This is a genomic window from Psychrobacter communis (assembly GCF_014836505.1).
Taxonomy (GTDB): domain Bacteria; phylum Pseudomonadota; class Gammaproteobacteria; order Pseudomonadales; family Moraxellaceae; genus Psychrobacter; species Psychrobacter faecalis.
Map to the genome: position 1 here is coordinate 48,728 of NZ_JACSQR010000011.1, position 21,139 is coordinate 69,866.

General features: G+C 42.2%; 15 protein-coding genes, 1 tRNA gene, 1 pseudogene and 1 other annotated feature. Of the genes and pseudogenes, 5 read left to right on the forward strand and 12 right to left on the reverse strand.

All coding sequences use genetic code 11. The annotated features are described in order from the left end of the window. Positions 1 to 65 precede the first annotated feature (65 nt). The 3 genes from rlmD to mutM all read left to right on the forward strand — a co-directional run bounded on the left by rlmD (position 66) and on the right by mutM (position 5,633). Positions 66 to 1,607: a 23S rRNA (uracil(1939)-C(5))-methyltransferase RlmD gene (gene rlmD, locus H9653_RS05805; protein ID WP_191691141.1), complete on the forward strand. Its 1,542-nt coding sequence runs from the start codon at positions 66 to 68 to the stop codon at positions 1,605 to 1,607. Positions 1,608 to 2,080: 473 nt separating this feature from the next. Continuing rightward, a complete protein-coding gene (locus H9653_RS05810; RefSeq protein ID WP_191691143.1) occupies positions 2,081 to 4,633 on the forward strand; it encodes a RelA/SpoT family protein in 2,553 nt (850 codons plus the stop codon). A gap of 64 nt (positions 4,634 to 4,697) precedes the next feature. Beyond that, positions 4,698 to 5,633 carry a bifunctional DNA-formamidopyrimidine glycosylase/DNA-(apurinic or apyrimidinic site) lyase gene (gene mutM / locus H9653_RS05815; protein ID WP_191691145.1) on the forward strand — a complete coding sequence of 312 codons (936 nt, stop codon included), beginning with the start codon at positions 4,698 to 4,700 and terminating at the stop codon, positions 5,631 to 5,633. A gap of 250 nt (positions 5,634 to 5,883) precedes the next feature. Here mutM and H9653_RS05820 read toward each other — a convergent pair. Continuing rightward, a pseudogene (locus tag H9653_RS05820) lies at positions 5,884 to 7,102 on the reverse strand (IS3 family transposase). Further along, positions 6,712 to 6,828: a sequence feature (AL1L pseudoknot), on the reverse strand. It overlaps the preceding pseudogene by 117 nt. A 185-nt stretch (positions 7,103 to 7,287) precedes the next feature. Between H9653_RS05820 and H9653_RS05825 the strand changes: the two are divergent. Then, positions 7,288 to 7,728 carry a hypothetical protein gene (locus H9653_RS05825; RefSeq protein ID WP_191691147.1) on the forward strand — a complete coding sequence of 147 codons (441 nt, stop codon included), beginning with the start codon at positions 7,288 to 7,290 and terminating at the stop codon, positions 7,726 to 7,728. A 107-nt stretch (positions 7,729 to 7,835) separates the two neighbouring features. On the opposite strand, the gene mscL is transcribed toward H9653_RS05825, so the two are convergent. From mscL to H9653_RS05840, 3 genes are all read right to left on the reverse strand, one after another. Next, entirely contained in the window at positions 7,836 to 8,279 is a 444-nt protein-coding gene (gene mscL / locus H9653_RS05830; RefSeq protein ID WP_191691149.1) for a large conductance mechanosensitive channel protein MscL, read from the reverse strand. 394 nt (positions 8,280 to 8,673) lie between these two features. Beyond that, entirely contained in the window at positions 8,674 to 10,521 is a 1,848-nt protein-coding gene (gene typA / locus H9653_RS05835) for a translational GTPase TypA (protein ID WP_068403956.1), read from the reverse strand. Positions 10,522 to 10,872: 351 nt separating this feature from the next. Further along, on the reverse strand, positions 10,873 to 12,054 hold the full coding sequence (locus H9653_RS05840; RefSeq protein WP_191691151.1) for an OmpA family protein: 1,182 nt from the start codon (positions 12,052 to 12,054) through the stop codon (positions 10,873 to 10,875). A 543-nt stretch (positions 12,055 to 12,597) separates the two neighbouring features. Here H9653_RS05840 and H9653_RS05845 point away from each other — a divergent pair. Then, positions 12,598 to 13,185, forward strand: a complete 588-nt coding sequence (locus H9653_RS05845; RefSeq protein WP_191691153.1) for a pilus assembly FimT family protein — start codon at positions 12,598 to 12,600, stop codon at positions 13,183 to 13,185. Positions 13,186 to 13,204: 19 nt separating this feature from the next. On the opposite strand, the gene H9653_RS05850 is transcribed toward H9653_RS05845, so the two are convergent. The 8 genes from H9653_RS05850 to H9653_RS05885 form a co-directional block, all read right to left on the reverse strand. After that, on the reverse strand, positions 13,205 to 14,002 hold the full coding sequence (locus tag H9653_RS05850) for a pyridoxine 5'-phosphate synthase (protein WP_191691155.1): 798 nt from the start codon (positions 14,000 to 14,002) through the stop codon (positions 13,205 to 13,207). A gap of 75 nt (positions 14,003 to 14,077) precedes the next feature. After that, positions 14,078 to 14,863, reverse strand: a complete 786-nt coding sequence (gene recO, locus H9653_RS05855) for a DNA repair protein RecO (protein WP_191691157.1) — start codon at positions 14,861 to 14,863, stop codon at positions 14,078 to 14,080. A gap of 74 nt (positions 14,864 to 14,937) precedes the next feature. Continuing rightward, entirely contained in the window at positions 14,938 to 16,014 is a 1,077-nt protein-coding gene (gene era / locus H9653_RS05860) for a GTPase Era (RefSeq protein ID WP_369958256.1), read from the reverse strand. A gap of 270 nt (positions 16,015 to 16,284) precedes the next feature. Further along, complete coding sequence (gene rnc / locus H9653_RS05865; protein WP_068405869.1) at positions 16,285 to 17,082, reverse strand: ribonuclease III; 798 nt, start codon at positions 17,080 to 17,082, stop codon at positions 16,285 to 16,287. A 150-nt stretch (positions 17,083 to 17,232) separates the two neighbouring features. After that, positions 17,233 to 17,628, reverse strand: a complete 396-nt coding sequence (locus H9653_RS05870; protein ID WP_191691159.1) for a DUF4845 domain-containing protein — start codon at positions 17,626 to 17,628, stop codon at positions 17,233 to 17,235. A gap of 186 nt (positions 17,629 to 17,814) precedes the next feature. Further along, complete coding sequence (gene lepB, locus H9653_RS05875) at positions 17,815 to 18,717, reverse strand: signal peptidase I (protein ID WP_191691161.1); 903 nt, start codon at positions 18,715 to 18,717, stop codon at positions 17,815 to 17,817. Between the two features lie 102 nt (positions 18,718 to 18,819). Next, the gene (gene lepA, locus H9653_RS05880) at positions 18,820 to 20,619 is read right to left on the reverse strand and encodes a translation elongation factor 4 (protein WP_068405877.1); all 1,800 of its coding nucleotides are present in this window, start codon (positions 20,617 to 20,619) and stop codon (positions 18,820 to 18,822) included. Positions 20,620 to 20,927: 308 nt separating this feature from the next. Next, positions 20,928 to 21,004: transfer RNA gene (locus tag H9653_RS05885), tRNA-Met, on the reverse strand. Positions 21,005 to 21,139: the final 135 nt, after the last annotated feature.

A 21,139-nucleotide genomic window follows, 5' to 3' on the forward strand; every position in this document is an offset into this window, starting at 1 on the left:
ACGTCTCACTCTTATATTTAGTTATTTATCCTTTATTGCTTACTCTTTATTATTAAGGCAGGTTTATGCAGCCCACCGACCCAAAAGATTCTACCACTCTAAACGCCAACCAACAGCCTAACGAGGCTCAGACCATTACTATGCCGCCAAGTAAGAAAAAATCTAAGCCCTCATCAAAAACCCGTCGCCGTTTAAAGGATGCTGAGCCATTACCGTTTAACATCGATGGCTTGTCACATGATGGTCGCGGTGTTGCTATTTATGGCAATGGTTTCGGTGAAGCCGACGGTCATATCGAAGACAAACACGGCAAAAAGATTTTTGTCAGCTTTGCATTACCGGGTGAAAGCGCCTTAGTCAAAATCACCAATAGCCGTAGCAGTTTTGAAGAAGGCGATGCGGTGAGCATTACTGCCAATCCAAACCCTGAGCGCGCTGTAGCGCCCTGCCCGCATTTCGGTGTTTGCGGTGGCTGTAACTTGCAACATTGGCAGCCTGATGGTCAGATCAACTTTAAGCAATCGGTACTCGCTGAATTGCTTATGCATCAAGCCAATGTTGAACCAGAGCATTGGCTCGCACCCGTCGTTGGTGATCGCTTAGGTTACCGTACCAAAGCGCGGCTCGGCGTGCGTTATGTCGCCAAAAAAGAAACTGCTTTGGTGGGTTTCCGTGAGCGCTCAAGTAACTTCTTAGCGGAATTAAATGAGTGTCATATCTTAGACCCACGTATTGGTTTTGAGATTGAAAATCTAAAAGCGCTTATCAGCACACTTGAGAGTCGTGACAAGATTGCTCAGCTTGAATTAGCCATGGGTGAAGCGCTGCCAGAGTTGCCTGATGGTAATCAACCGGTTGCACTGATTGTACGTAATTTGGCACCATTATCAGATGCGGATATTGAAAAATTAAAAACCTTCTTCGCAGCGCGCAATTGGCAGCTCTATTTACAATCAAAAGGCGCCGATAGCATTCAGCGTATTGCCTTGAGTGACAATGACAATATGACTGAGCAGTTTGGGCGCTTATATTATCAATTGCCTGAGTATGATTTGACCTTTGAATTTATCCCAACCGACTTTACTCAAGTTAATTTATCGGTCAATCGTCAAATGACCAAGCTTGCTTGTGATTTGTTAGACTTAAAAGCGGGCGAGCGGGTGCTAGATTTATTCAGTGGTTTAGGTAACTTTAGCTTACCACTTGCGCGTTTGGTCGGCGAAACTGGGGCGGTGGTCGGTGTCGAAGGCAGTGAAGCCATGACTGCCCGCGCGGCCGATAACGCACGCCGTAACGGTATTACTAATACGGAATTTTATAGCCAAGATTTAACTCAGGATTGCACCGATAAACCTTGGGCCAATCAAGGCTTTGACGCGCTACTCATTGACCCACCGCGTTCGGGCGCTTGGGAGATTATGCAGTATCTGCCAAAGTTCAATGCCGAGCGTATTGTCTATGTCTCTTGTAACCCTGCTACCCTCGCCCGCGACACCAAAGCTTTGTTAGAGCAAGGCTATCGTTTGACGCATGCAGGCGTGATGGATATGTTCTGTCATACCGGTCACGTCGAATCAATCGCACGCTTTGAGAAAGTTGCAGTTTAGCGTCAGCTTTAGTAGTGCTGATATTTTAAAACAAGAGGTTTAAAAAAATATATTTTAGCGCAGCGTATTTTAACGCACGCTACGCTATAGTATGAAAACAACGTATGACAGGTATAAATAAGCACAACCTTTTTGACCCTATTACTTTAGATAAAGTGGCTTAAATGCCAGGGTTAAACAGGCGTTATGTTATCGAAAGCGACATTATCATTACAGAGCCTTGCTTGATTTGTCATTGTGAAATGAGATAATAACAGCCAATGTATTTAGGCTTTCTTCAGCAAGATATCGTGAGTATCCTTTATCCTTACTCAGCGCTTTATATATTATTTATGTCTGTCATTTATAGCTGCTAAAAATGGATTTTTTAGCGGCTGAATTGATTTATAGCTGACACTTTACCTATGGAAACCTAAAAGTGTGGTTGGTAAATGGGCTTTTAATCAATTTAGAATAGCTAAGAGGAGTGGGCTATGGTAAAAATTCGTGAAGGGCTACCGCTGGTAGATGGACAAACCACGCAAGCCGATAGCGCAACATTGGCCGCACAACTGGTCGCGAGCCAACGCTCTCATCAGTCTGCCAATAGCTATGCCCAAATTCCACACGATATCAAATATCAGCTGTCCACTCATAAACTGCATACCACCTTTGATCGCTCCGCGCAGTATGCTTATCACAGCCATGACCCCAACCTCGAAGATGAGTATTTAGATAATCAACTGCTGGATGATGCCAATGCGCTTTCGGCACAAGAACTAGAAGCCATTGATTTAGATCAGATAAATATCGACGTCCCTACTTGGCTGGATAATGTTGCCAAGCGTATCGGGCAAGAGTCTGTGCCCAATCTTGCTAGCGCTTGCGAATTTATCCGCAGTCACATGAATACCAGCGAATCTGAGCGTTCAGGCGCTTACGTCACCGGTATTGCTATGACCGATATCCTAACCTACCTGTATCAAGATGAAAATGCGCTGGTTGCAGCGATGCTGTATCGTAGCGCCCGCAAATCGATTATTAGCCTCGCGGAAATTGAAAAAAAATTCGGCGCCGATATCTCAACCTTGGTTAAAGATACCTTGGCAATGGGAAAACTATCGGAAATCATCGAAAGCAATAAACGCTTAGAAGACCATTTCGTCAATAATCAGCGTGATCAGCTCTCCAACATTTATAGTATGCTCATCTCAGTCACCAACGATGTACGCGTGGTGCTGATTAAATTGGCTGAGCGTACCTTTGCCATGCGCGAACTGACTTTTTCTGGTGAAGAGCGACAATATCGGGTCGCGCGTGAGGTCATGACCATTTATGCGCCACTGGCACACAGGCTAGGCATTGCCCAATTAAAATGGGAGCTTGAAGACTTAGCCTTTCGCTATCTGGCGCCTGAGCGTTATAAAGAAATTGCCAAACTGTTATCAGAAAAACGCAGCGAACGTGAGTCTTATATTCAGCGCGTCCAAGATAAGCTCAATGAAGCGTTGGCGGAAGCGGGTATCGAAGGCGAGGTTTCAGGCCGCGTTAAGCACATCTACTCTATTTATCGAAAAATGAAGCTCAAAGGTTTATCTTTTGATCAGCTTTATGACATTCGCGCGCTACGGGTCTTGGTCAATAATCCTTCAGACTGCTATCACGTTTTGGGCTTGGTACACGGTTTATGGCGCTATATCCCTGAGCAATTCGACGACTATATTACCAATCCAAAATCAAATGGTTATCGCTCGCTTCATACCGCCGTCATTGCCGAAAATAAATCGCTAGAAGTGCAAATTCGTACTCAAGAAATGCACTTTGAAGCCGAGCTTGGCATGTGTGCGCATGTTAATTATAAAGAAGGGCTAAAAAACAAAAAGGACAATTACCTTAACCAAAGAATCAGCTCATTACGTCAGCTCTTATCGATTAATAACGAAACGCGTAATCAGCCGCGCTCAGCATTACTGACTGGCGAAGAATTAGAAGAAATCGAGTTCGACGATGATGAGCAGTTGGTTGATTTTGATGAGCTCGAGCGTATTTATATCTTTAGTCGTGATGGCGATATTACTGAGCTGCCCAAAGGCGCCACTGTACTGGACTTCGCTTATTATGTGCACACGCAAGTCGGTAATCGGGCGCAAGCGGCGCGCGTCAATCAGCGCTATGTGCCGCTGACTTACCAGTTAAAAACGGGCGAACAAGTTGAGATTATTACCAAAGCCTCGCGTGAACCGAACCGCGATTGGCTAGTCGCCTCGCTCGGTTATATTCATACCAACCGCGCGCGCTCAAAACTGCGTCAATGGTTTAATAAGCAAGACCGCGATAAAAATATCGAGATAGGTCGCCAAATGCTCAGTAAAGAGCTTGAGCGCTTGTCGGTGCACCCAAACAGTATTGATTTAAACGATTATATCCAGCATTTTAACGTCAATAATACCGATGATATCGTGGTTGGTTTGGTCACGGGTGATATCAGTCTTAATCAGTTGACCAGTCACATTTCTCGCCAGTTAGATTTAGAGCCTGAAAAACCTGAAGAAGATTTCACCCCAAGTATCGATACAAGAAATGGGGGAAAACTTGACGCTTATAAAATTCGTATCGATGGTTTGGATAATATCGAGATTAATTTAGCGGGCTGCTGCCATCCTGTCCACGGTGAACCTATCGCAGGCTACATTACTTTATCGCGCGGCGTCAGCGTGCATAACCGCGGTTGCCCTGAATACCTACGCTTAATTGAACGGGATCCTGAGCGCGAAATTGAAGCCGCTTGGACAGTTAAAGCTGGTCGTTATCAGCCGGTAGACATCCATGTTGAAGCCTATGACAGACGCGGATTACTGCGTGATTTGACCCAAATTATTGATAAAGAAAACGTTAATATTCGTCAGGTTGAAACGCTAAGCAACGATGACAATATCGCCTTTTTAAAGTTTCATGTTGAAGTTTCAGGGCTGGCACATTTGTCTAAGTTACTTGCCAAGCTCGAGCAGCAACATGGTATCTTGCATGCTCGCCGTGCTGTTGTTTGATAGCTTAAACTTGAAAATTTTTGTAAATAACCTTTATATATAATAGAGTCTGATAAAAAATACTATGCCTGAGTTGCCGGAAGTAGAAACCACCAAAACCAGCCTGACACCTTTATTAGGTCAACAAGTGGTCGATGTCAAAGTTTTTCAACCAAAGCTACGCTGGTCGATGCCCGATGATTTAAACCAACTGGTTGATTATACTTTGGACAGTGTCGAGCGCCGAGCGAAGTATTTAATCCTAAATTTTATACCACTCACTTCTGTTAATACCAACGCTTCTATTCAGCCAAATAGCTTAACACCGCGCCAACTTTTGATCCACCTTGGTATGTCGGGTAGCTTACAGCAACACAGCCATGGCACCGATAAACGTAAACATGACCATTTAGTGGTAACATTTAGCGGCGATGATAATAGCCAAACACAGCTACATTATTATGATCCGAGGCGATTTGGCTCAGTGCTATGGTTTAAAGATTACGGTTCTAAGCTTTTAGATCATTTGGGTCCCGAGCCATTATCAGCAGACTTTACCGCTGATTACTTATATCATTTAATTCAGCGCTTGGACAATCCAAACCAAACCTCGGATAACAACATAGCTCACAGAACCAATAGCAAGCAGCCTATCAAGCGCGCGATTAAATCAGTAATTATGGAGCAGCAAGTGGTTGTTGGCGTTGGTAATATTTATGCAACTGAAAGCCTTTATTTATCAGGTATTCATCCGGCAACACCAGCTAATGAAGTATCTCATGAGCAAATAGTTATCTTGGTTGAGCATATCAAAGCCATTTTAAAAAAGGCCATCACGCTAGGTGGTTCCACATTACGCGATTTTACCGTTGCCAGCGGTCAAACCGGCTACTTCCAGCAAACATTAAATGTTTATGGTAGACAGGGCGAAACCTGTCCGCATTGTGATACGCTATTAGAAAATATTAAGTTAAATGGGCGTGCCAGTGTGTTCTGCCCTAACTGTCAGCCTACCAAATAATGCATTTTCTAAATAGCTCCAAAATAAAGATTTAAAAAGTCTGTACATTTTTAAAGATATATACTCGAAATATTTTACCAAAACATCTTTTAATGCTTTTGATAATTCTATTCAAACCTACTTGTCTAAAAAATATTTTGCAGATAAAGATATCCTGCGCATTTTTGTTGCTTATTAACTTACATCTTGCTTTAATAGGGCTAATACTGTCTGAACCGCCCCGACTATATCGGAGAGTGATTTACTTGAGTCAGGCAGCCATGCCTGACAGGATTAAATTATCATAATACCGCTTTTCAAACTCAAAGGGTGACACATAACCAATCGTGCTATGCAGTCGTATTTTATTAAACCAATCCACCCATTCAAGGGTTGCCAGTTCAACATCATTGATACCAGTCCAGTTCTCCTTTAAATAGTCAATTACCTCAGATTTATAGAGTCCATTGACCGTTTCAGCCAGTGCATTATCGTATGAATCACCAGTCGTGCCGACAGAAGCGATGATACCAGAGTCACACATTTTGTCAGTATAGCGAATGGATAAGTACTGAACCCCTCGATCACTGTGATGAATGACATCCTTAGGGTTGTTCCTGTCTGCTATCGCCTGATTTAGCGCAGCCATAACCATATCGGTATTCATGCGATTCGATACTTTCCAGCCCACAATAGCGCGAGCAAATACATCAATAATAAAAGCGGTATATACCCAGCCGCTAGTTGTTTTTATATAGGTGAAGTCAGCTACCCAAAGCTGATTGGGTTGACGGGCATTAAAGTTACGATTGACCAAGTCATGAGCGCGTTTTTGGTCATCACGGCTGTTGGTGGTGATCTTGCCCTTACCACGCCAAACGCCTTGCATACCATACTGCTTCATTAATCGCTCTATGGTACACCGAGCAACCTTTAATCCGTCAGCTTTCATCTGCTGCCATACTTTACGCGCACCGTAACGGCATTTACTGTCCTGCCAAATACGTTTAATCTCTCTGAGATAATAGTCATCATGCTGACTGCGTAATGAGCGCTTCTCAGGGCAGTCCTCTAAGTCTTTAGCACGATAATAAGTTGACGGGGCAATCGGTAGTACTCTACAGATTGGCTCGATCCCATATTCTTGCTTGTTAACATCAATGAAATCGACCATTATTTCGGTGGGCGGCCCGTCTCCGCCTGGGCGAAAAAAGCCGCAGCCTTCCTGATGATTTCATTAGCTTGCTTAAGTTCTTTATTCTCGCGTTCAAGCTCTTTGATGCGTTCTTTATCACTTTGCGCTTGTACTGAGGCAGGAATAGTTTGATCGATGTGCTTTTTATGCCAGGATCGCAGGGTCTCAGGTGTGCAGCCAATCTTAGGGGCGATGGCTTGAATCGCTGACCAGGTAGAGGGGTAGTCGCCTGCCGCTTCAATGAGCATGCAACGGCGCGTTCTTTAATCTCAGGAGTATAATGTCGTGTTTTCATTGTCGTATTCTCTCAGAATATTAGGTCTCCGACAATCCCGGGGCGGTTCAGTCTTTTATAGTGCAAGGTATTTATATAAGCAAGATATTAAGAATACTTATTAATATCTATCGTTGTCGCATTATTTCCATATGGAAATAGCAGCCGCTATTAATCATACTTTTTATGAGTTTTAGGATATCATTATGAGCGCTCCAGCTAAAATGAAACGCACAGCTAAATATAAACTACTTACCATGATAGCTAGCGTAAGCTTGATTTTTGCTAGCATGCAGCCCGCTCTAGCAGCGATAGAAATTGATGAAACGGATTTTGGCCCCTCTTATGAAACGATGGTCGTTGATACTATTGTTGGCAAACCATTACAGTTGGTCAACGCTGTCGCCGGTACAGCCGCTTACATTATTAGCCTGCCATTCTCTCTTATTGGCGGTAATGCCGACCAAGCACAGCAGAAATTATTCGTTGAACCTTGGGATGCCATGGGACGCTGCCTAGGCTGTACAGTTGCCGAAGACAACTATTATAAGTCGCAAGTCGTTGATAATAACGTGGTCCGTATTGTCGTCGATCAACCCTCAGAAATTCTGATTAATACCAATGACTATGTGGTAGTGACACCATAATTAAGTAGTAACACCATAATTAAAAATCTTCGAGCTTATCAATCGCTAATAAAAAAGGCTAACTTATCGTTAGCCTTTTTTGATTTTGGTGAGTGAATTATATGATTTTATTTTGTGATGTGAGTATTACTCAGCTTAGCGCTAATCTCACGCAGTAATTGCACCTCTTCTGACGGCTCTGTAACCGCTTCTTCTACTTCATCTGCACGGCGTAATCTATTAACCATTTTTACCATCATAAAAATGATAAACGCCAAAATTAGGAAGTTAATCAACACTGTGATAAAGCTACCATAAGCCAACACTGGTACACCTGCTGCCTTAAGTGCATCATAAGTCATGGCCACACCTTCAGGCGCATCACCTAATATAAAAAACATATTTTTAAAGTTGATTTCGCCGCCCGCAATAAAAGCAACTATAGGCATAATAATATCTTCAACTAAAGAAGTCGTAATGGTCGCAAAAGCGCCACCAATGATGACACCGACCGCTAGGTCCATCACGTTACCTTTTAAAGCAAATTCCTTAAACTCAGATACCATACTCATAATGTCACTCCTTGAAAGTTTAATTGATTATTATATAGATAATGAACCAAATTTTCCGATATTGATTTTTTAAACCCGTCTAAATATAGTCAAGGAATTCTAGAATCGCTACAAGGCGACCGACCGCAGACGACCGCAGATAGTACATTGAGTACATCCAGGGCGGGTAACACTGTAGCGGCTTAAAAGTGCTCTGACTATAGATAGCACTTATTGATTAGATCATTTTTATTATATATGAAAACCAAGCACAAAAAAAAGCAATATAAAGTGAACTTTATTTTGCTCACCTTATACTGCTAATTTTCGTTGTCAAAGCTAATCATGAACCATTAGCTTTGAGTACGTTTTTAATATTGAAAATATAAATTACCAAGTAATTTACGTATCGATATTAAGCGTTTTTCTTGCGACCATGACGCTTACGCTCATTTTCAGTCAAATAACGCTTACGCAGACGTATGGCTTTTGGCGTTACTTCTACTAACTCATCATCTTGAATGAATTCAAGCGCTTGCTCAAGGGTAAACTTAACCGCTGGCGTCAGCGTCAACGCTTCATCAGTACCACTGGCACGGACGTTGGTTAACTGTTTAGCAGTCGTTGGATTGACAACCATATCATCGTTACGAGAGTTTAGACCAACAATCATGCCTTCATAAACTTCAAGCTGTGGCTCAGCGAACAATTTACCACGTTTTTGTAGGTTAAATAGGGCAAAACCTAGGCAAACACCATTGGCCATAGAAACCAATACACCGTTTGAGCGACCACCAACATCACCAATCTTTTGTGGACCGTAATGTGAGAAGCTTGAAGTCATAATACCAGTACCCGAGGTCAGGGTTAAAAACTCTGAACGGAAGCCAATCAAACCACGTGCAGGCATCGTTGCTTCAATACGCATACGACCTTTACCATCAAGCTCCATATTGGTCATCTCGCCTTTACGTAAGCCGACTTGCTCCATAATTGGACCTTGATGCGCGTCTTCGATATCAAAAACAACGTTTTCATAAGGTTCTTGTAGCTTGCCATCCACTTCTTTAACAATAACTTCTGGACCTGATACACCAAGCTCAAAACCTTCGCGGCGCATGTTTTCGATCAATACTGATAAATGCAGCTCACCACGACCCGATACTTTAAATTTATCTGGAGACTCGGTATCTTCTACACGTAGTGCCACGTTGTGAATCAATTCACGCTCAAGACGCTCACGAATATTACGTGACGTCACAAATTTACCTTCACGACCTGCAAACGGCGAATTGTTTACTTGGAAGTTCATTGATACCGTTGGCTCATCGACAGTTAGGGCTGGCAATGCTTCAACGTGGTTAGGGTCACAAATAGTGTCTGAAATATTTAGGGCATCAATACCAGTAATACAAACGATATCACCCGCTTGAGCATCGTCTACTTCAATACGCTCAAGGCCATGATAACCCATAATTTTTAGGATACGACCATTACGCGTTTTACCATTTTTATCAATCACAGTCACAGGCGTATTGGTTTTAACTTTACCGCGCTGAATACGGCCAATACCGATAACACCAACGAAGCTGTTATAGTCAAGACTAGAGATTTGCATGCGGAAAGGTGCATCTGCATCGACTTGCGGTGGCTGTACCACATCAACAATAGTTTTGAACAGGGGTGTCATGTCATCCGCTAAGTTGTCGGCTTCTAAGCCGGCAATACCGTTTAAAGCTGACGCATAAACCACTGGGAAATCCAACTGCTCATCAGTGGCGCCTAGATTGTCAAACAGATCAAAGATTTGATCCATTACCCAATCAGGACGTGAACCAGGACGGTCAATTTTATTGATAACCACAATCGGCTTCAGACCTTGCTCAAATGCTTTTTGAGTCACGAAACGGGTTTGCGGCATTGGGCCATCAACACCGTCAACAACCAATAATACGCAGTCAACCATTGACATAACGCGTTCAACTTCGCCACCAAAGTCGGCGTGACCTGGGGTGTCAACAATATTAATGCGGTATTCAGTACCATCAGTGTCATCTGTCCAGCGGATGGCCGTATTTTTCGCTAAAATAGTAATGCCACGTTCTTGCTCAATATCACCTGAATCCATTGCGCGTTCCGCAATGTTTGCACGATCGCCAAAAGTACCAGATTGATGTAATAGCTTGTCAACCAAAGTGGTTTTACCGTGGTCAACGTGGGCAATAATTGCAATGTTACGCAGGTGTTTGATATCGTTCGCCATATAAAATGCTCGTTTTGTCTTAAAAAAATGCAGTAGCAGTAAGCACCGCTGGATAAACTGTTAACATCAACCAGATAGACATGATTGGCTTAGGATTAAATAATTGCACAATACGTACAGCAATTTAATATTAACGAAATCAAATACCTATGCTGATAAATCCATCGTACAGATAGCTATGCTAATGTACACTTTGTCAATTTACAAAGTGTTTGGGTCGCTAGTATAACATTATTGCACAAGCAATTTATGCAATAACTTACTTTTCTTACTACATAAATAAAAAAAAGCCACCCAATGGATGACTTTTTTTGTAACTAATTAAGTTGACACATAATTAGTAGCAACTATTTACTGAACAACCATATCTTTAGTTTGTTCAACAGTCATGGTTTTGTCACCAGTGATGATGGCATATACACGACGGTTCATAGCGCGACCTTCTTCAGTGTTGTTATCAGCGATTGGTTGGTCATAACCATAGCCAACTGTTGATAGACGGTTTGGCTCGATACCAAATTCGTTAGTCAACATAGATTTAACTGCAACTGCACGGGCTTCAGATAGACGTTGGTTATAACGTGCTGAAGGACCTGTTTTAGAAGCATGACCTTCAACGCGAGCGGTAGAGTTAGGATACTCACGCATCTTCTCTGCTACTTTAGCGATTTCAGGTTTGTATTGGTTTTTGATAGTTGATTTGTCGTTATCAAAGAATACACGTAGCTCCATTTTTAGCTCATCAGTAATATCTACTGGTACTGGGCAACCACGCTCATCAACTACTACGTTCATTGGAGTGCCTGGGCATGCATCGATGCTATCAGGTACGCCATCGCCGTCAGAATCAAGATCAGACTCAACTACCACTACTGGAGCTGTATCAACTAATGGCTCTTGCATTGGCGGTACAGCAACAGTAGGTGCTAAGTGACCACCTAGTACAACTTCTAGGCCAGCCAAAGCCATGCCTTCCCACCAGTTGTTGTCAAAGTTATGAATCGCACGAGCTTCACCACGTAGGCTTAGTGCATCGTTGATACGATACATAGCACCTAAGCCTAGGTTACCAATAGTATCTACAGTACCTGAAACCATTTCGCCGCTATCATCTTCAATTTCAATCTTAGAGCGACCAGCACCAATCAATGCATAAGGTTTAAATGCATTGTCAGTATAGCCACTGAACTCTTCAAAACCAACTAAAAAGTTACCAGAAATCATTTCTTGTTCTGTATCGTAAGAACCACCAACACTACTAATAGCATCAGTATTAGATACGCCGTATTCTACTTGAAACTGCGTAGAAGGAGTTAGCTCTACACCTAATGCGGCACCAGTATACAGACCGTTCTCTTTATAGAAGTTTTCGCCACTTCCATCATAATTTCCTAGTAACTCACGTTGCTCGTCATCAGCGCCTTCACTGTAATGATAACCAAGTAACAATGGGCTAATAGTAACACCAGCGTTTGCTGCTAGTGGAGCCGCTGTAATGGCAAACAATGCCAAAGCAATTTTATTTAATTTCATGAACTTCCTCCAAAGGATAATTTTAGTAATGCGTCAAGCAAAACCGCATCTCAAGATGCCAAAAGCAGACATCATTTACGAATTTGAAATTACAAAGCAAAACCAATTAAGAAGTAGCTTAGCGATTATCAATTCAGTTTACAACTTTTTTCGTTAACCAGCTACACATTATTACACGATAATGTCATAACTAAAACACATTAGCCAGCTTAACTTACTGACGACTAACACACTTTACACTCTTTATCTTTTGTGTGTGAGGTCGCAATAGATGATGAAACCAATTCTATCTATTGTTTCAAGATATTTTAATACAAATCGTTAATTTTCTCTATCGTTAAAACTCCTTATTCACGAATTGAAACATTCTTTGACAGTAGACATATATTTGGTTTATATTCACATGACCGAACATTTTTTTGCTAATATCCAATGTATATATAACTTACGCAAATTTAATAGATACTTAAAGTTTTGGCGCAATATTCAGGTTAGTCGATTATTAATATATAGCCGTATCTCTTGTATAGGTAGCAGTCTCTCATGATTGAATTATATAAATTATCGTCAAGAAAGCAGACTCGTTTTCAAGCACATAACAAATATGGCTTTACCTTGATAGAGCTGATTGTTACTGTTGCTGTGTTAGCTATTATAGTAATGATTGCGGCGCCCTATATTCTAGAGCAATTAGCAAGCATGGAAGCAAAACGTATTGAGAGCCAAATTAAAAATACGCTAAAGTTGGCGAAAGCTGAAAGCCACATTAGAAGACAAAACTTGCTAGTTTGTCTTTCTAATGACGGCGCCACATGTCATAGAGACAGCTATGAGAAGCTATTATCATTTTTAGATGCAAATGATAATAAAAACTTCGACGTAGGAGTTGATGACCTGCTAGAAGAACAGGCTTTAGAACCTAAATATAGCACCTTATATTTACGGGTAGGAAATAATCGCCATTACACCAAATTCTGGGGCGATAGCGGTAAACCCCGCGGCCATTTCGGACATATTAAGTACTGTCCAACCTCAACATATAATCATGCCATGTATCAAATTTCATTTAATCAAGGAGGTGGTATTACTTATAAGCCTAATGCAAGCCACCCTACTGATTGTGGACAATAGAAATTACGACATTAAGTGTTTAAGCATTTTGACGCATAGCAGACTTCATCATAATGACCGCTTGCTCTAATCCCACAAAAACGGCGTCAGCAATGAGGGCATGTCCGATGTTTAGCTCATATATACCATCAATTTGCGCAATAGCGTGGACATTATCACGTGTCAAACCATGACCAGCATTAACCAAAAGCTTGGGGTCAGCATGTTGCGCGGTTTGCACAGCTTGCTTAATGCGAGCAAGCTCATCGTTTATTTTATCAATATTACCGGCTAAACCCGCTTCCGCATAAGCACCAGTGTGTAATTCAATCGCATCTGCTCCACAGCTTACCGCTGCCGCAATCTGCGTATCTTCTGGATCAATAAATAAAGAAACCTTGATACCGACTGCTTGTAATTTACTAACATAATCTGTCAGCCAAGCTACCTGCCCTGCAACGTCAAGTCCGCCTTCTGTCGTCAATTCGGCACGTTTTTCAGGTACTAGACATACCCAATATGGCTTAACTTGACGAGCAATCTCTAGCATCTCAGCTGTTGCTGCTATTTCCAAGTTCATTCTAGTCGTGAGCTGCTCAGCTATCTCATAAACGTCAGCATCTTGAATATGACGGCGGTCTTCACGCAAATGAATGGTGATACCATCGGCTCCAGCTTGCTCACATACCAGAGCAGCTGCTAATGGACTGGGATAACTGACACCGCGTGCTTGACGTAAGGTCGCTACATGGTCGATATTTACCCCTAATAAAGGCTTTTTTAAGGCATTTTCTGAGGTTTGTATTGAGTTGGATGCCTTTAATGTTGTATTAATCATAAAAAAATCCTTTTGTTCATATTTAGGTAATTTACTAAAAAATAGTTTATAGAATATTGGTATTTTACGCTTAAGTTAAGATTGATAGCGCTGTTGCTGCTGCCAAAGTAAGCGACTTTGTAAAGGCTGATAATCGAGCAAATGGTCAATTAATTGCCGATGCAAACGTGACCATGCATTGAGATTTGAGCTAGATAAACCTTGCTCTGCCATCGATAAAATCTCATTACCTTTAAAAATTTTTTGTGTAACAGCTATATCATCATTATGCACAATTGGCACTAAGCCCACATCAGGTAAAAAATGGTACCAGGTGTCGAGCTCGATAGCTTGATCTAAACTGTCATGTTTTAAAGTTAAAGCAAAACCCAATTCGTTAAACAAATACGCTTCAAACTGACGCAAACACAAACGCAGCTCGTTCGCAGTTAAAGGCTGCTTAAGCTGCTGTAAGCTATTTTGGTAGTGTTGCCATAATATTGGCATGGGATCTTCGGTGGGTAATAGTCGCCACAGTATTTCATTTAAATACAAGGCTGCATACTGATGTTGTCCGCTGATATTTTCATGATGCGGCGTCTCTACTAGATTTACGTTAGTGTCTTTTACCACTAAAGAATTTTGGGCTACTTGGGCTACTGAATCTTGAATTGCACTTAATGGCGCAATATTAATCTGCGTGAATGTTTTTAAATCGCGTTTACCGCTGGCAAAAAGTTGCAGGGGCATAAAAAGCGGCGCGCCTTTTTTGCCAACGCCATGGATGACACCATGTTGCTGAGAAAAAAGATAGTATAAGGCGCGCTTTTCTTGGTAGGGGCGCTGATGTAATAAATAACCGATTAACGCTTCATTACGCATGGATTATTACCTCAGCCGTGGTGATATAGAGACATGGCGGTAAACATCTACTCACCATGCTTTTTTAATCGTGCTTAATATCCTAAACTGGTCAAAGCGCGCTCATCATCAGACCAGCCGCGTTTCACTTTCACCCACAGTGTTAACATAATTTTCTTATCAAACAGCTGTTCCATGTCTTTACGTGCATCCATACCGACCTGTTTGATACGCTGACCCTTATCACCAATGACAATCGCTTTTTGTCCGCTACGCTCAACATAAATGGTCGCATCGATAAAAGTGACCGCTTTACGCGGACGACCAGTTTTTGGGTCAATATGCGCCGCTTCGTCTTTAAAACCATCAATCTGTACCGTCAAATCGTATGGTACTTCATCGCCTGCACTACGCATGATTTTTTCGCGAATAATTTCACTGGCTAAAAAGCGCTCTGAGCGATCGGTAATCTGCTCGCTATCATAGATAGGATCGGCGATTGGCAAATGCGAGGCAATCACTTCTTGCAAACGGTCTAGGTTTTGATTTTTTAAAGCAGAAACAGGGACGATATCAGCAAAATCAAAACTTTCATTAAACGTTTCGATCAGTGGTAACACGCTACCTTTATCTTTCAGCGTATCGGCTTTATTAATTACCAATACTACGGTCAGATTGGTATCGCCAAGCTTTTGTAGGGTTAATAAATCGTCATCACGCCACTGATCTGAATCAACCACAAATAACACCAAATCAACATCAACCAATGCAGAGACGGCAGCTTTATTCATACGCTCATTGATAGCCCGTACTTCATTGCGATGAATACCTGGGGTATCAACAAACACCGCCTGCATCTCGTCATTGGACAAAATGCCGTGGATACGGTGACGGGTAGTTTGCGGTTTACGCGAGGTAATAGACAGTTTTTGACCCAATAAATGGTTCATCAAGGTTGATTTACCCACATTCGGGCGACCAACAATGGCCACATAACCGGCTTTAAAATCTTCAGCGATATGGGCATTGTTATTTGATGAAAAGAACTCTTCTATCGTCGCATCGTTATCTAACGTCGTATCTTCGGTGTTATTAACTTTTAGATTGGTATCGTTTAATCTGACGTTGTTTTTCTGCGCGTCATCTTGTACAACGTCATTTTCTTCAGCCATATTTTGGTTTGAACTCATATCTGGGTTTTCGGTCATATCTCTGGCATTATCTTCATTATTTAATGGCAAATCACGGTGATTGCTCATGGGTTAATCCTATGGAGGTTGTCATCAGTTATGCCACTTATTAATTGTTTAAAGAAAAGCGACATAAGATTGATCATGTTAAAAAGATTGAAAATTTCAAAAAACAATTCCTTGAAATTATTTATTAAAATCATCGAATTTAGTATTAGAGAAAATGGTTTTTAAAAAATGAGCTTTAAAAAACTAGGTACGTCTTTTTGGCTGTCCTGGCAGTTTATGTAGCTGATTAATCATTAATTCTGCTGCTTTTTGCTCAGCGATACGGCGACTTTCACCAGATTCGGTAATATCAGGACAATTATTTATATTAACTTGACAACGTACTACAAAGATTTGGTGCGGAGCGTTACCACGGGTTTCCATCAGCTCATAATGTGGCAAATCAAACTGCTTAGATTGCAGCCATTCTTGTAAACGGCTCTTGGCGTCTTTTAGCGCTTTTTGGTCACTGACATTGTCTATGAGATCACCATACCACGATAGCACGCACGCACGGGTAATATCCATATCTTGACTGTCTAAATAAATAGCGCCTATTAATGACTCTACCGCATCTGCCAAGATAGAAGCACGATTGCGCCCGCCGCCTTTTCGCTCACCCACGCCCAATATCAAATGATTAGACAGCTCTAGGTTTTGCGCAATAATTACTAGCGATTCCTGCCGTACCAAAGTTGCCCGCATGCGCGTCAGACGGCCTTCATTTTGCGTAGGATAGCGGTGATATAAGGCCTCACCAACGATCATCCCTAATAAAGCGTCGCCCAAAAACTCCAAGCGCTCATAGTTTTTCTTACTATCAAAGGAACGATGGGTAAGCGCCAGTTTAGGCAAGCTTAAATCATTAAACACATAGCCCAACTTGCGCGACAAGATCGCTAACCGTTGAATAAATTCTGCGCTAATAATAAGCGTGTCATCAGACACGCTATTTTTATGGGGATTGGGAACCGCCTGAGGAGACTGCGAAGTTGGTTTCATGCGTGGTCTGTGTGTATCCCTTTTTTTCAGTGGTAAATATAATGAAATACCAGTGTTTTAGAAATTGGTTAGAAAATTAAAAATAACAAAGTACTTTATTACTTTGATTTTAACGCTTTAAGTTCTGATATATAAGCTTTAATAGTTAAGTTATTCAGCAGTAGTAGCATCAATGTCGCCTTCAAAGCGATTAACGATATCGATATTACCAAAAAAATTATTGGTGGTTTCATACTTTTTATGAATAGCCAGCTGACCTGGTTTTTTATCGGTAAAAGTAAACACTTCTTCTGCTTTGGTATCATAATCGGCGTTAATAGACAGCTGCTTATTCACGCGCTCTACAAACTGCTTGGCCGTTTCTTTATTGGCATTGGACTCTTTAAGCTGCGCACTTAAGGTTTTTGTCAATTGGTAATCGCCAATTTGCGCTGGTGCAATAGCGACGAGCAATTTAGCCGCCACGCCCAAAACGATAATGATAAAAACGACACTCGTTACACTAGCGCCGCGCTGCGAAGACAAACCAGATAACTGCTGCACCATAAGACCTCTCAAGGGGTAAGTTGCTATAGGTAAACTGCCATATTTAGAAAACTGTCTTGTTAACCACCTTTAATATGATGGTTTTTATCAAACAACCATCATATTAGCACAAACTATTATCGGTACATTATTCTTTAGCACAGCATTATTCTTTAGCGAGCGTTACTCTTTAACGCAGCAATAATATCAATCAATACTACCATTGCGCTTAAAGGTTGGTAAGTTAAGACCGGGCGGTTTATGCATCCAAATATAGACCGCTTTACCCGCTAAATTATCATCGGGCACAAAACCCCAAAAACGTCCATCAGCACTACGGTCGCGGTTGTCACCCATTACAAAGTAATGACCTTCTGGCACTTTGATACGCCACTCTGTGCCTTCAGAGCTGACCACTTCCGGCGATTCTTGCTGTAAAAACGGCGCGTACTGCGAGCTATTCATATCCGCTAAATAGCGAACCAAGTGTTTGTTGTCGCCTTGAATCTCTTCAAAGTACTTTGCCTCACTTTCTTCTTGCTGCCCCATTCGTATGGCATTGTCTTCAGTCAAGACCTGTCCGGGTGCCACTTGGCCGGCTGGATATAGCTGTGAGGTCAGCTCAGCATCGGCGTCAAAATTGACCGCTTTGGTAGGAACTGGCGTGTCATTAATTGCAAGTGTCCCTTGATTATAACTGACGGTATCGCCCGGCAAGCCAATCACGCGCTTAATATAGTAAATACTTGGATTTTCTGGGTAGCGGAAAACGGCCACATCGCCATGCTCAGGCGCGCCTGTATCAAGCACTTTATTATAAGTCAGCGGCAGACGTACGCCATACGCGTATTTATTGACCGCGATAAAATCACCCGTGTACAAGGTTGGCACCATCGACGATGAAGGAATATTAAACGGCTCAATCAAGAACGAGCGCACTATTAACACCACCGCCAACACTGGGAAAAAATCATACGCCCAACGTACCAGTAAGCTTTCTTTGCCGCGACCGCGGGTTTTACGCTGTTTGAGCGTCAGCTTCTCTAATAGCCAAATAATACCTAAGCCGAGGGTTAATGGCACTAAAATTAAATTAAAATCAAAATCCATACGAATTTGCCTATTAACGAGCTGAAAATCAAACCACGGTTGCAGTAAAGCTGTCTATGCCGAATATTGCTGTGTTTTTATCTTTTAAAAGATAATGAACGTTTAATTATCAACCTGCAAGACGGCCAAGAAGGCTTCTTGTGGAATCTCGACGTTACCCACTTGCTTCATACGTTTTTTACCAGCCTTCTGTTTTGAGAGCAGCTTTTTCTTACGTGAGACGTCACCGCCATAACACTTCGCTAGGACGTCTTTACGCATGGCTTTGACGGTACTACGACCGATAATTTGACTGCCAATTGCCGCTTGAATCGCCACATCAAACATCTGACGTGGAATCAATTCTTTCATTTTAGTAACCAGCTGATTGCCACGGAAACGCGCTTGATCTTGGTGTACTATCATCGCTAAGGCATCGACTTTATCGCCATTGATGAGGACGTCAACTTTGACTAATTTATCAGCTTGATAGCGCTCGAAATTATAATCGAGCGACGCAAATCCGCGTGACACTGATTTTAGGCGGTCAAAGAAGTCCATGACCACCTCGCCCATCGGAATATCAAAAATCAACTGCACTTGACGACCCATAAAACGCATATCGACTTGGACGCCGCGGCGCTCAATACATAGTGTCATAACGTTACCCAAGTAATCTTGCGGCACTAAAATCTGACAGCGGGCAATTGGCTCACGGAACTCTTCGATATTATTTGGTTCAGGCAATCTTGACGGATTATCTACGTAAATGACTTCGCCGTTCTTCTTTTCAATCTCATAAATAACCGACGGCGCGGTGGTGATTAAATCCAAGTCATATTCACGCTCTAAACGCTCTTGGATAATCTCCATGTGCAGCATGCCTAAGAAGCCACAGCGAAAACCAAAGCCGAGCGCGTCGGAGGTATCAGGCTCAAAGTATAGCGACGCATCATTAATCTGTAGTTTTTGCAGCGCTTCACGGAATTTTTCAAAATCACTAGAATCTACTGGGAACATACCAGAATAAACTTGCGGCGTGATTTGCTTAAATCCAGGAATGCGCTCAACATCAGGCGTACTGGCATGGGTAATCGTATCACCAACAGGTGCACCAGCAATATCTTTGATTCCTGCGATAACAAAGCCTACTTCGCCCGCTTGTAAAATACCTGTGTCTACAGGTTTCGGGGTAAAGACACCAATTGAGCCCACTAAGTGCGCCTCTTTGGTCGACTTAATATACAGCTTATCGCCTTTTTTAATCGTTCCTTCACGCACACGTACTAAAGACACCACGCCCAGATAGTTATCAAACCATGAGTCGATAATCAATGCCTGTAGCGGTGCATCACGGTCGCCCGTTGGCGCAGGAATAAATTCAACCAAGGCTTCTAGCAGTTTATCGACACCAAGACCGGATTTTGCTGAGACGCGCGGCGCATCAACAGCATCAATACCGATAATGTCTTCAATCTCTTGAATCACGCGCTCAGGCTCAACTTGCGGCAAGTCAATTTTATTTAAAACCGCCATCACCTCTAAGCCTTGGTCAACAGCGGTATAACAGTTGGCAACCGACTGTGCTTCAACGCCTTGTGCGGCATCAACGACCAATAGCGCGCCTTCGCAAGCCGCTAATGAGCGTGAGACCTCATAAGAGAAATCGACGTGACCGGGCGTATCAATGAAGTTTAGCTGATAACGCTCACCGTTAGGATGATCATAAAACAAGGTCACAGACTGAGCTTTAATAGTGATGCCGCGCTCACGCTCAATGTCCATAGAATCAAGAACTTGCGCCTGCATCTCACGATCTTGCAAGGCACCACACATTTGAATAAAACGGTCAGCAAGGGTCGACTTGCCGTGATCAATGTGGGCAATAATAGAAAAGTTACGAATATTGGCTAATGCAGTCACAAAGCGCCTACTAAATAATGGAGGATTGAATAACGGATATACATAGTGTCAGATGGCAACCGTCGAATACATACTTATAGCTCATACTGGCCAATACGCCAAAAGAGACAGATTAAGTACCTACTGTATTGCCGCAATTGATATGCCCACAGCGCAAATGACTAACTTTTATGACGCGCAGGCATACGAAGGTATTCTAGCAGTTTTCCGCTATAAAGTAAGTTGATTTTGTCAGCAAGCAAAAATCAGGCAAAAAAAAACCAATCATAAGATGATTGGCATTTTATTACTGCTGGTCTTACTAAATATGGTGGCGATGAAGAGACTTGAACTCTTGACCTCACGATTATGAGTCGTGCGCTCTAACCAGCTGAGCTACATCGCCATTTAAGGCTCGGTATAATACCGATAGAGAGGACTTGCGTCAACCCCTAATTAGCATTTTTTGCGAAAAATACGCATTTCATCCAAATTAACGGTAAATATGCATAATACTAACGATAAAAACGAACCGCAAAAC

What these genes read in the sequence shown, in the direction of transcription:
- H9653_RS05810 (WP_191691143.1), top strand. Translation starts at nt 2,081, where the DNA reads ATGGTAAAAATTCGTGAAGGGCTACCGCTGGTAGATGGACAAACCACG.
- recO (WP_191691157.1), bottom strand. Translation starts at nt 14,863, where the DNA reads ATGCGTAATGAAGCGTTAATCGGTTATTTATTACATCAGCGCCCCTAC.
- lepB (WP_191691161.1), bottom strand. Translation starts at nt 18,717, where the DNA reads ATGGATTTTGATTTTAATTTAATTTTAGTGCCATTAACCCTCGGCTTA.
- H9653_RS05825 (WP_191691147.1), top strand. Translation starts at nt 7,288, where the DNA reads ATGAGCGCTCCAGCTAAAATGAAACGCACAGCTAAATATAAACTACTT.
- H9653_RS05840 (WP_191691151.1), bottom strand. Translation starts at nt 12,054, where the DNA reads ATGAAATTAAATAAAATTGCTTTGGCATTGTTTGCCATTACAGCGGCT.
- typA (WP_068403956.1), bottom strand. Translation starts at nt 10,521, where the DNA reads ATGGCGAACGATATCAAACACCTGCGTAACATTGCAATTATTGCCCAC.
- mscL (WP_191691149.1), bottom strand. Translation starts at nt 8,279, where the DNA reads ATGAGTATGGTATCTGAGTTTAAGGAATTTGCTTTAAAAGGTAACGTG.
- mutM (WP_191691145.1), top strand. Translation starts at nt 4,698, where the DNA reads ATGCCTGAGTTGCCGGAAGTAGAAACCACCAAAACCAGCCTGACACCT.
- H9653_RS05845 (WP_191691153.1), top strand. Translation starts at nt 12,598, where the DNA reads ATGATTGAATTATATAAATTATCGTCAAGAAAGCAGACTCGTTTTCAA.
- rnc (WP_068405869.1), bottom strand. Translation starts at nt 17,082, where the DNA reads ATGAAACCAACTTCGCAGTCTCCTCAGGCGGTTCCCAATCCCCATAAA.
- rlmD (WP_191691141.1), top strand. Translation starts at nt 66, where the DNA reads ATGCAGCCCACCGACCCAAAAGATTCTACCACTCTAAACGCCAACCAA.
- H9653_RS05850 (WP_191691155.1), bottom strand. Translation starts at nt 14,002, where the DNA reads ATGATTAATACAACATTAAAGGCATCCAACTCAATACAAACCTCAGAA.
- era (WP_369958256.1), bottom strand. Translation starts at nt 16,014, where the DNA reads ATGGCTGAAGAAAATGACGTTGTACAAGATGACGCGCAGAAAAACAAC.
- H9653_RS05870 (WP_191691159.1), bottom strand. Translation starts at nt 17,628, where the DNA reads ATGGTGCAGCAGTTATCTGGTTTGTCTTCGCAGCGCGGCGCTAGTGTA.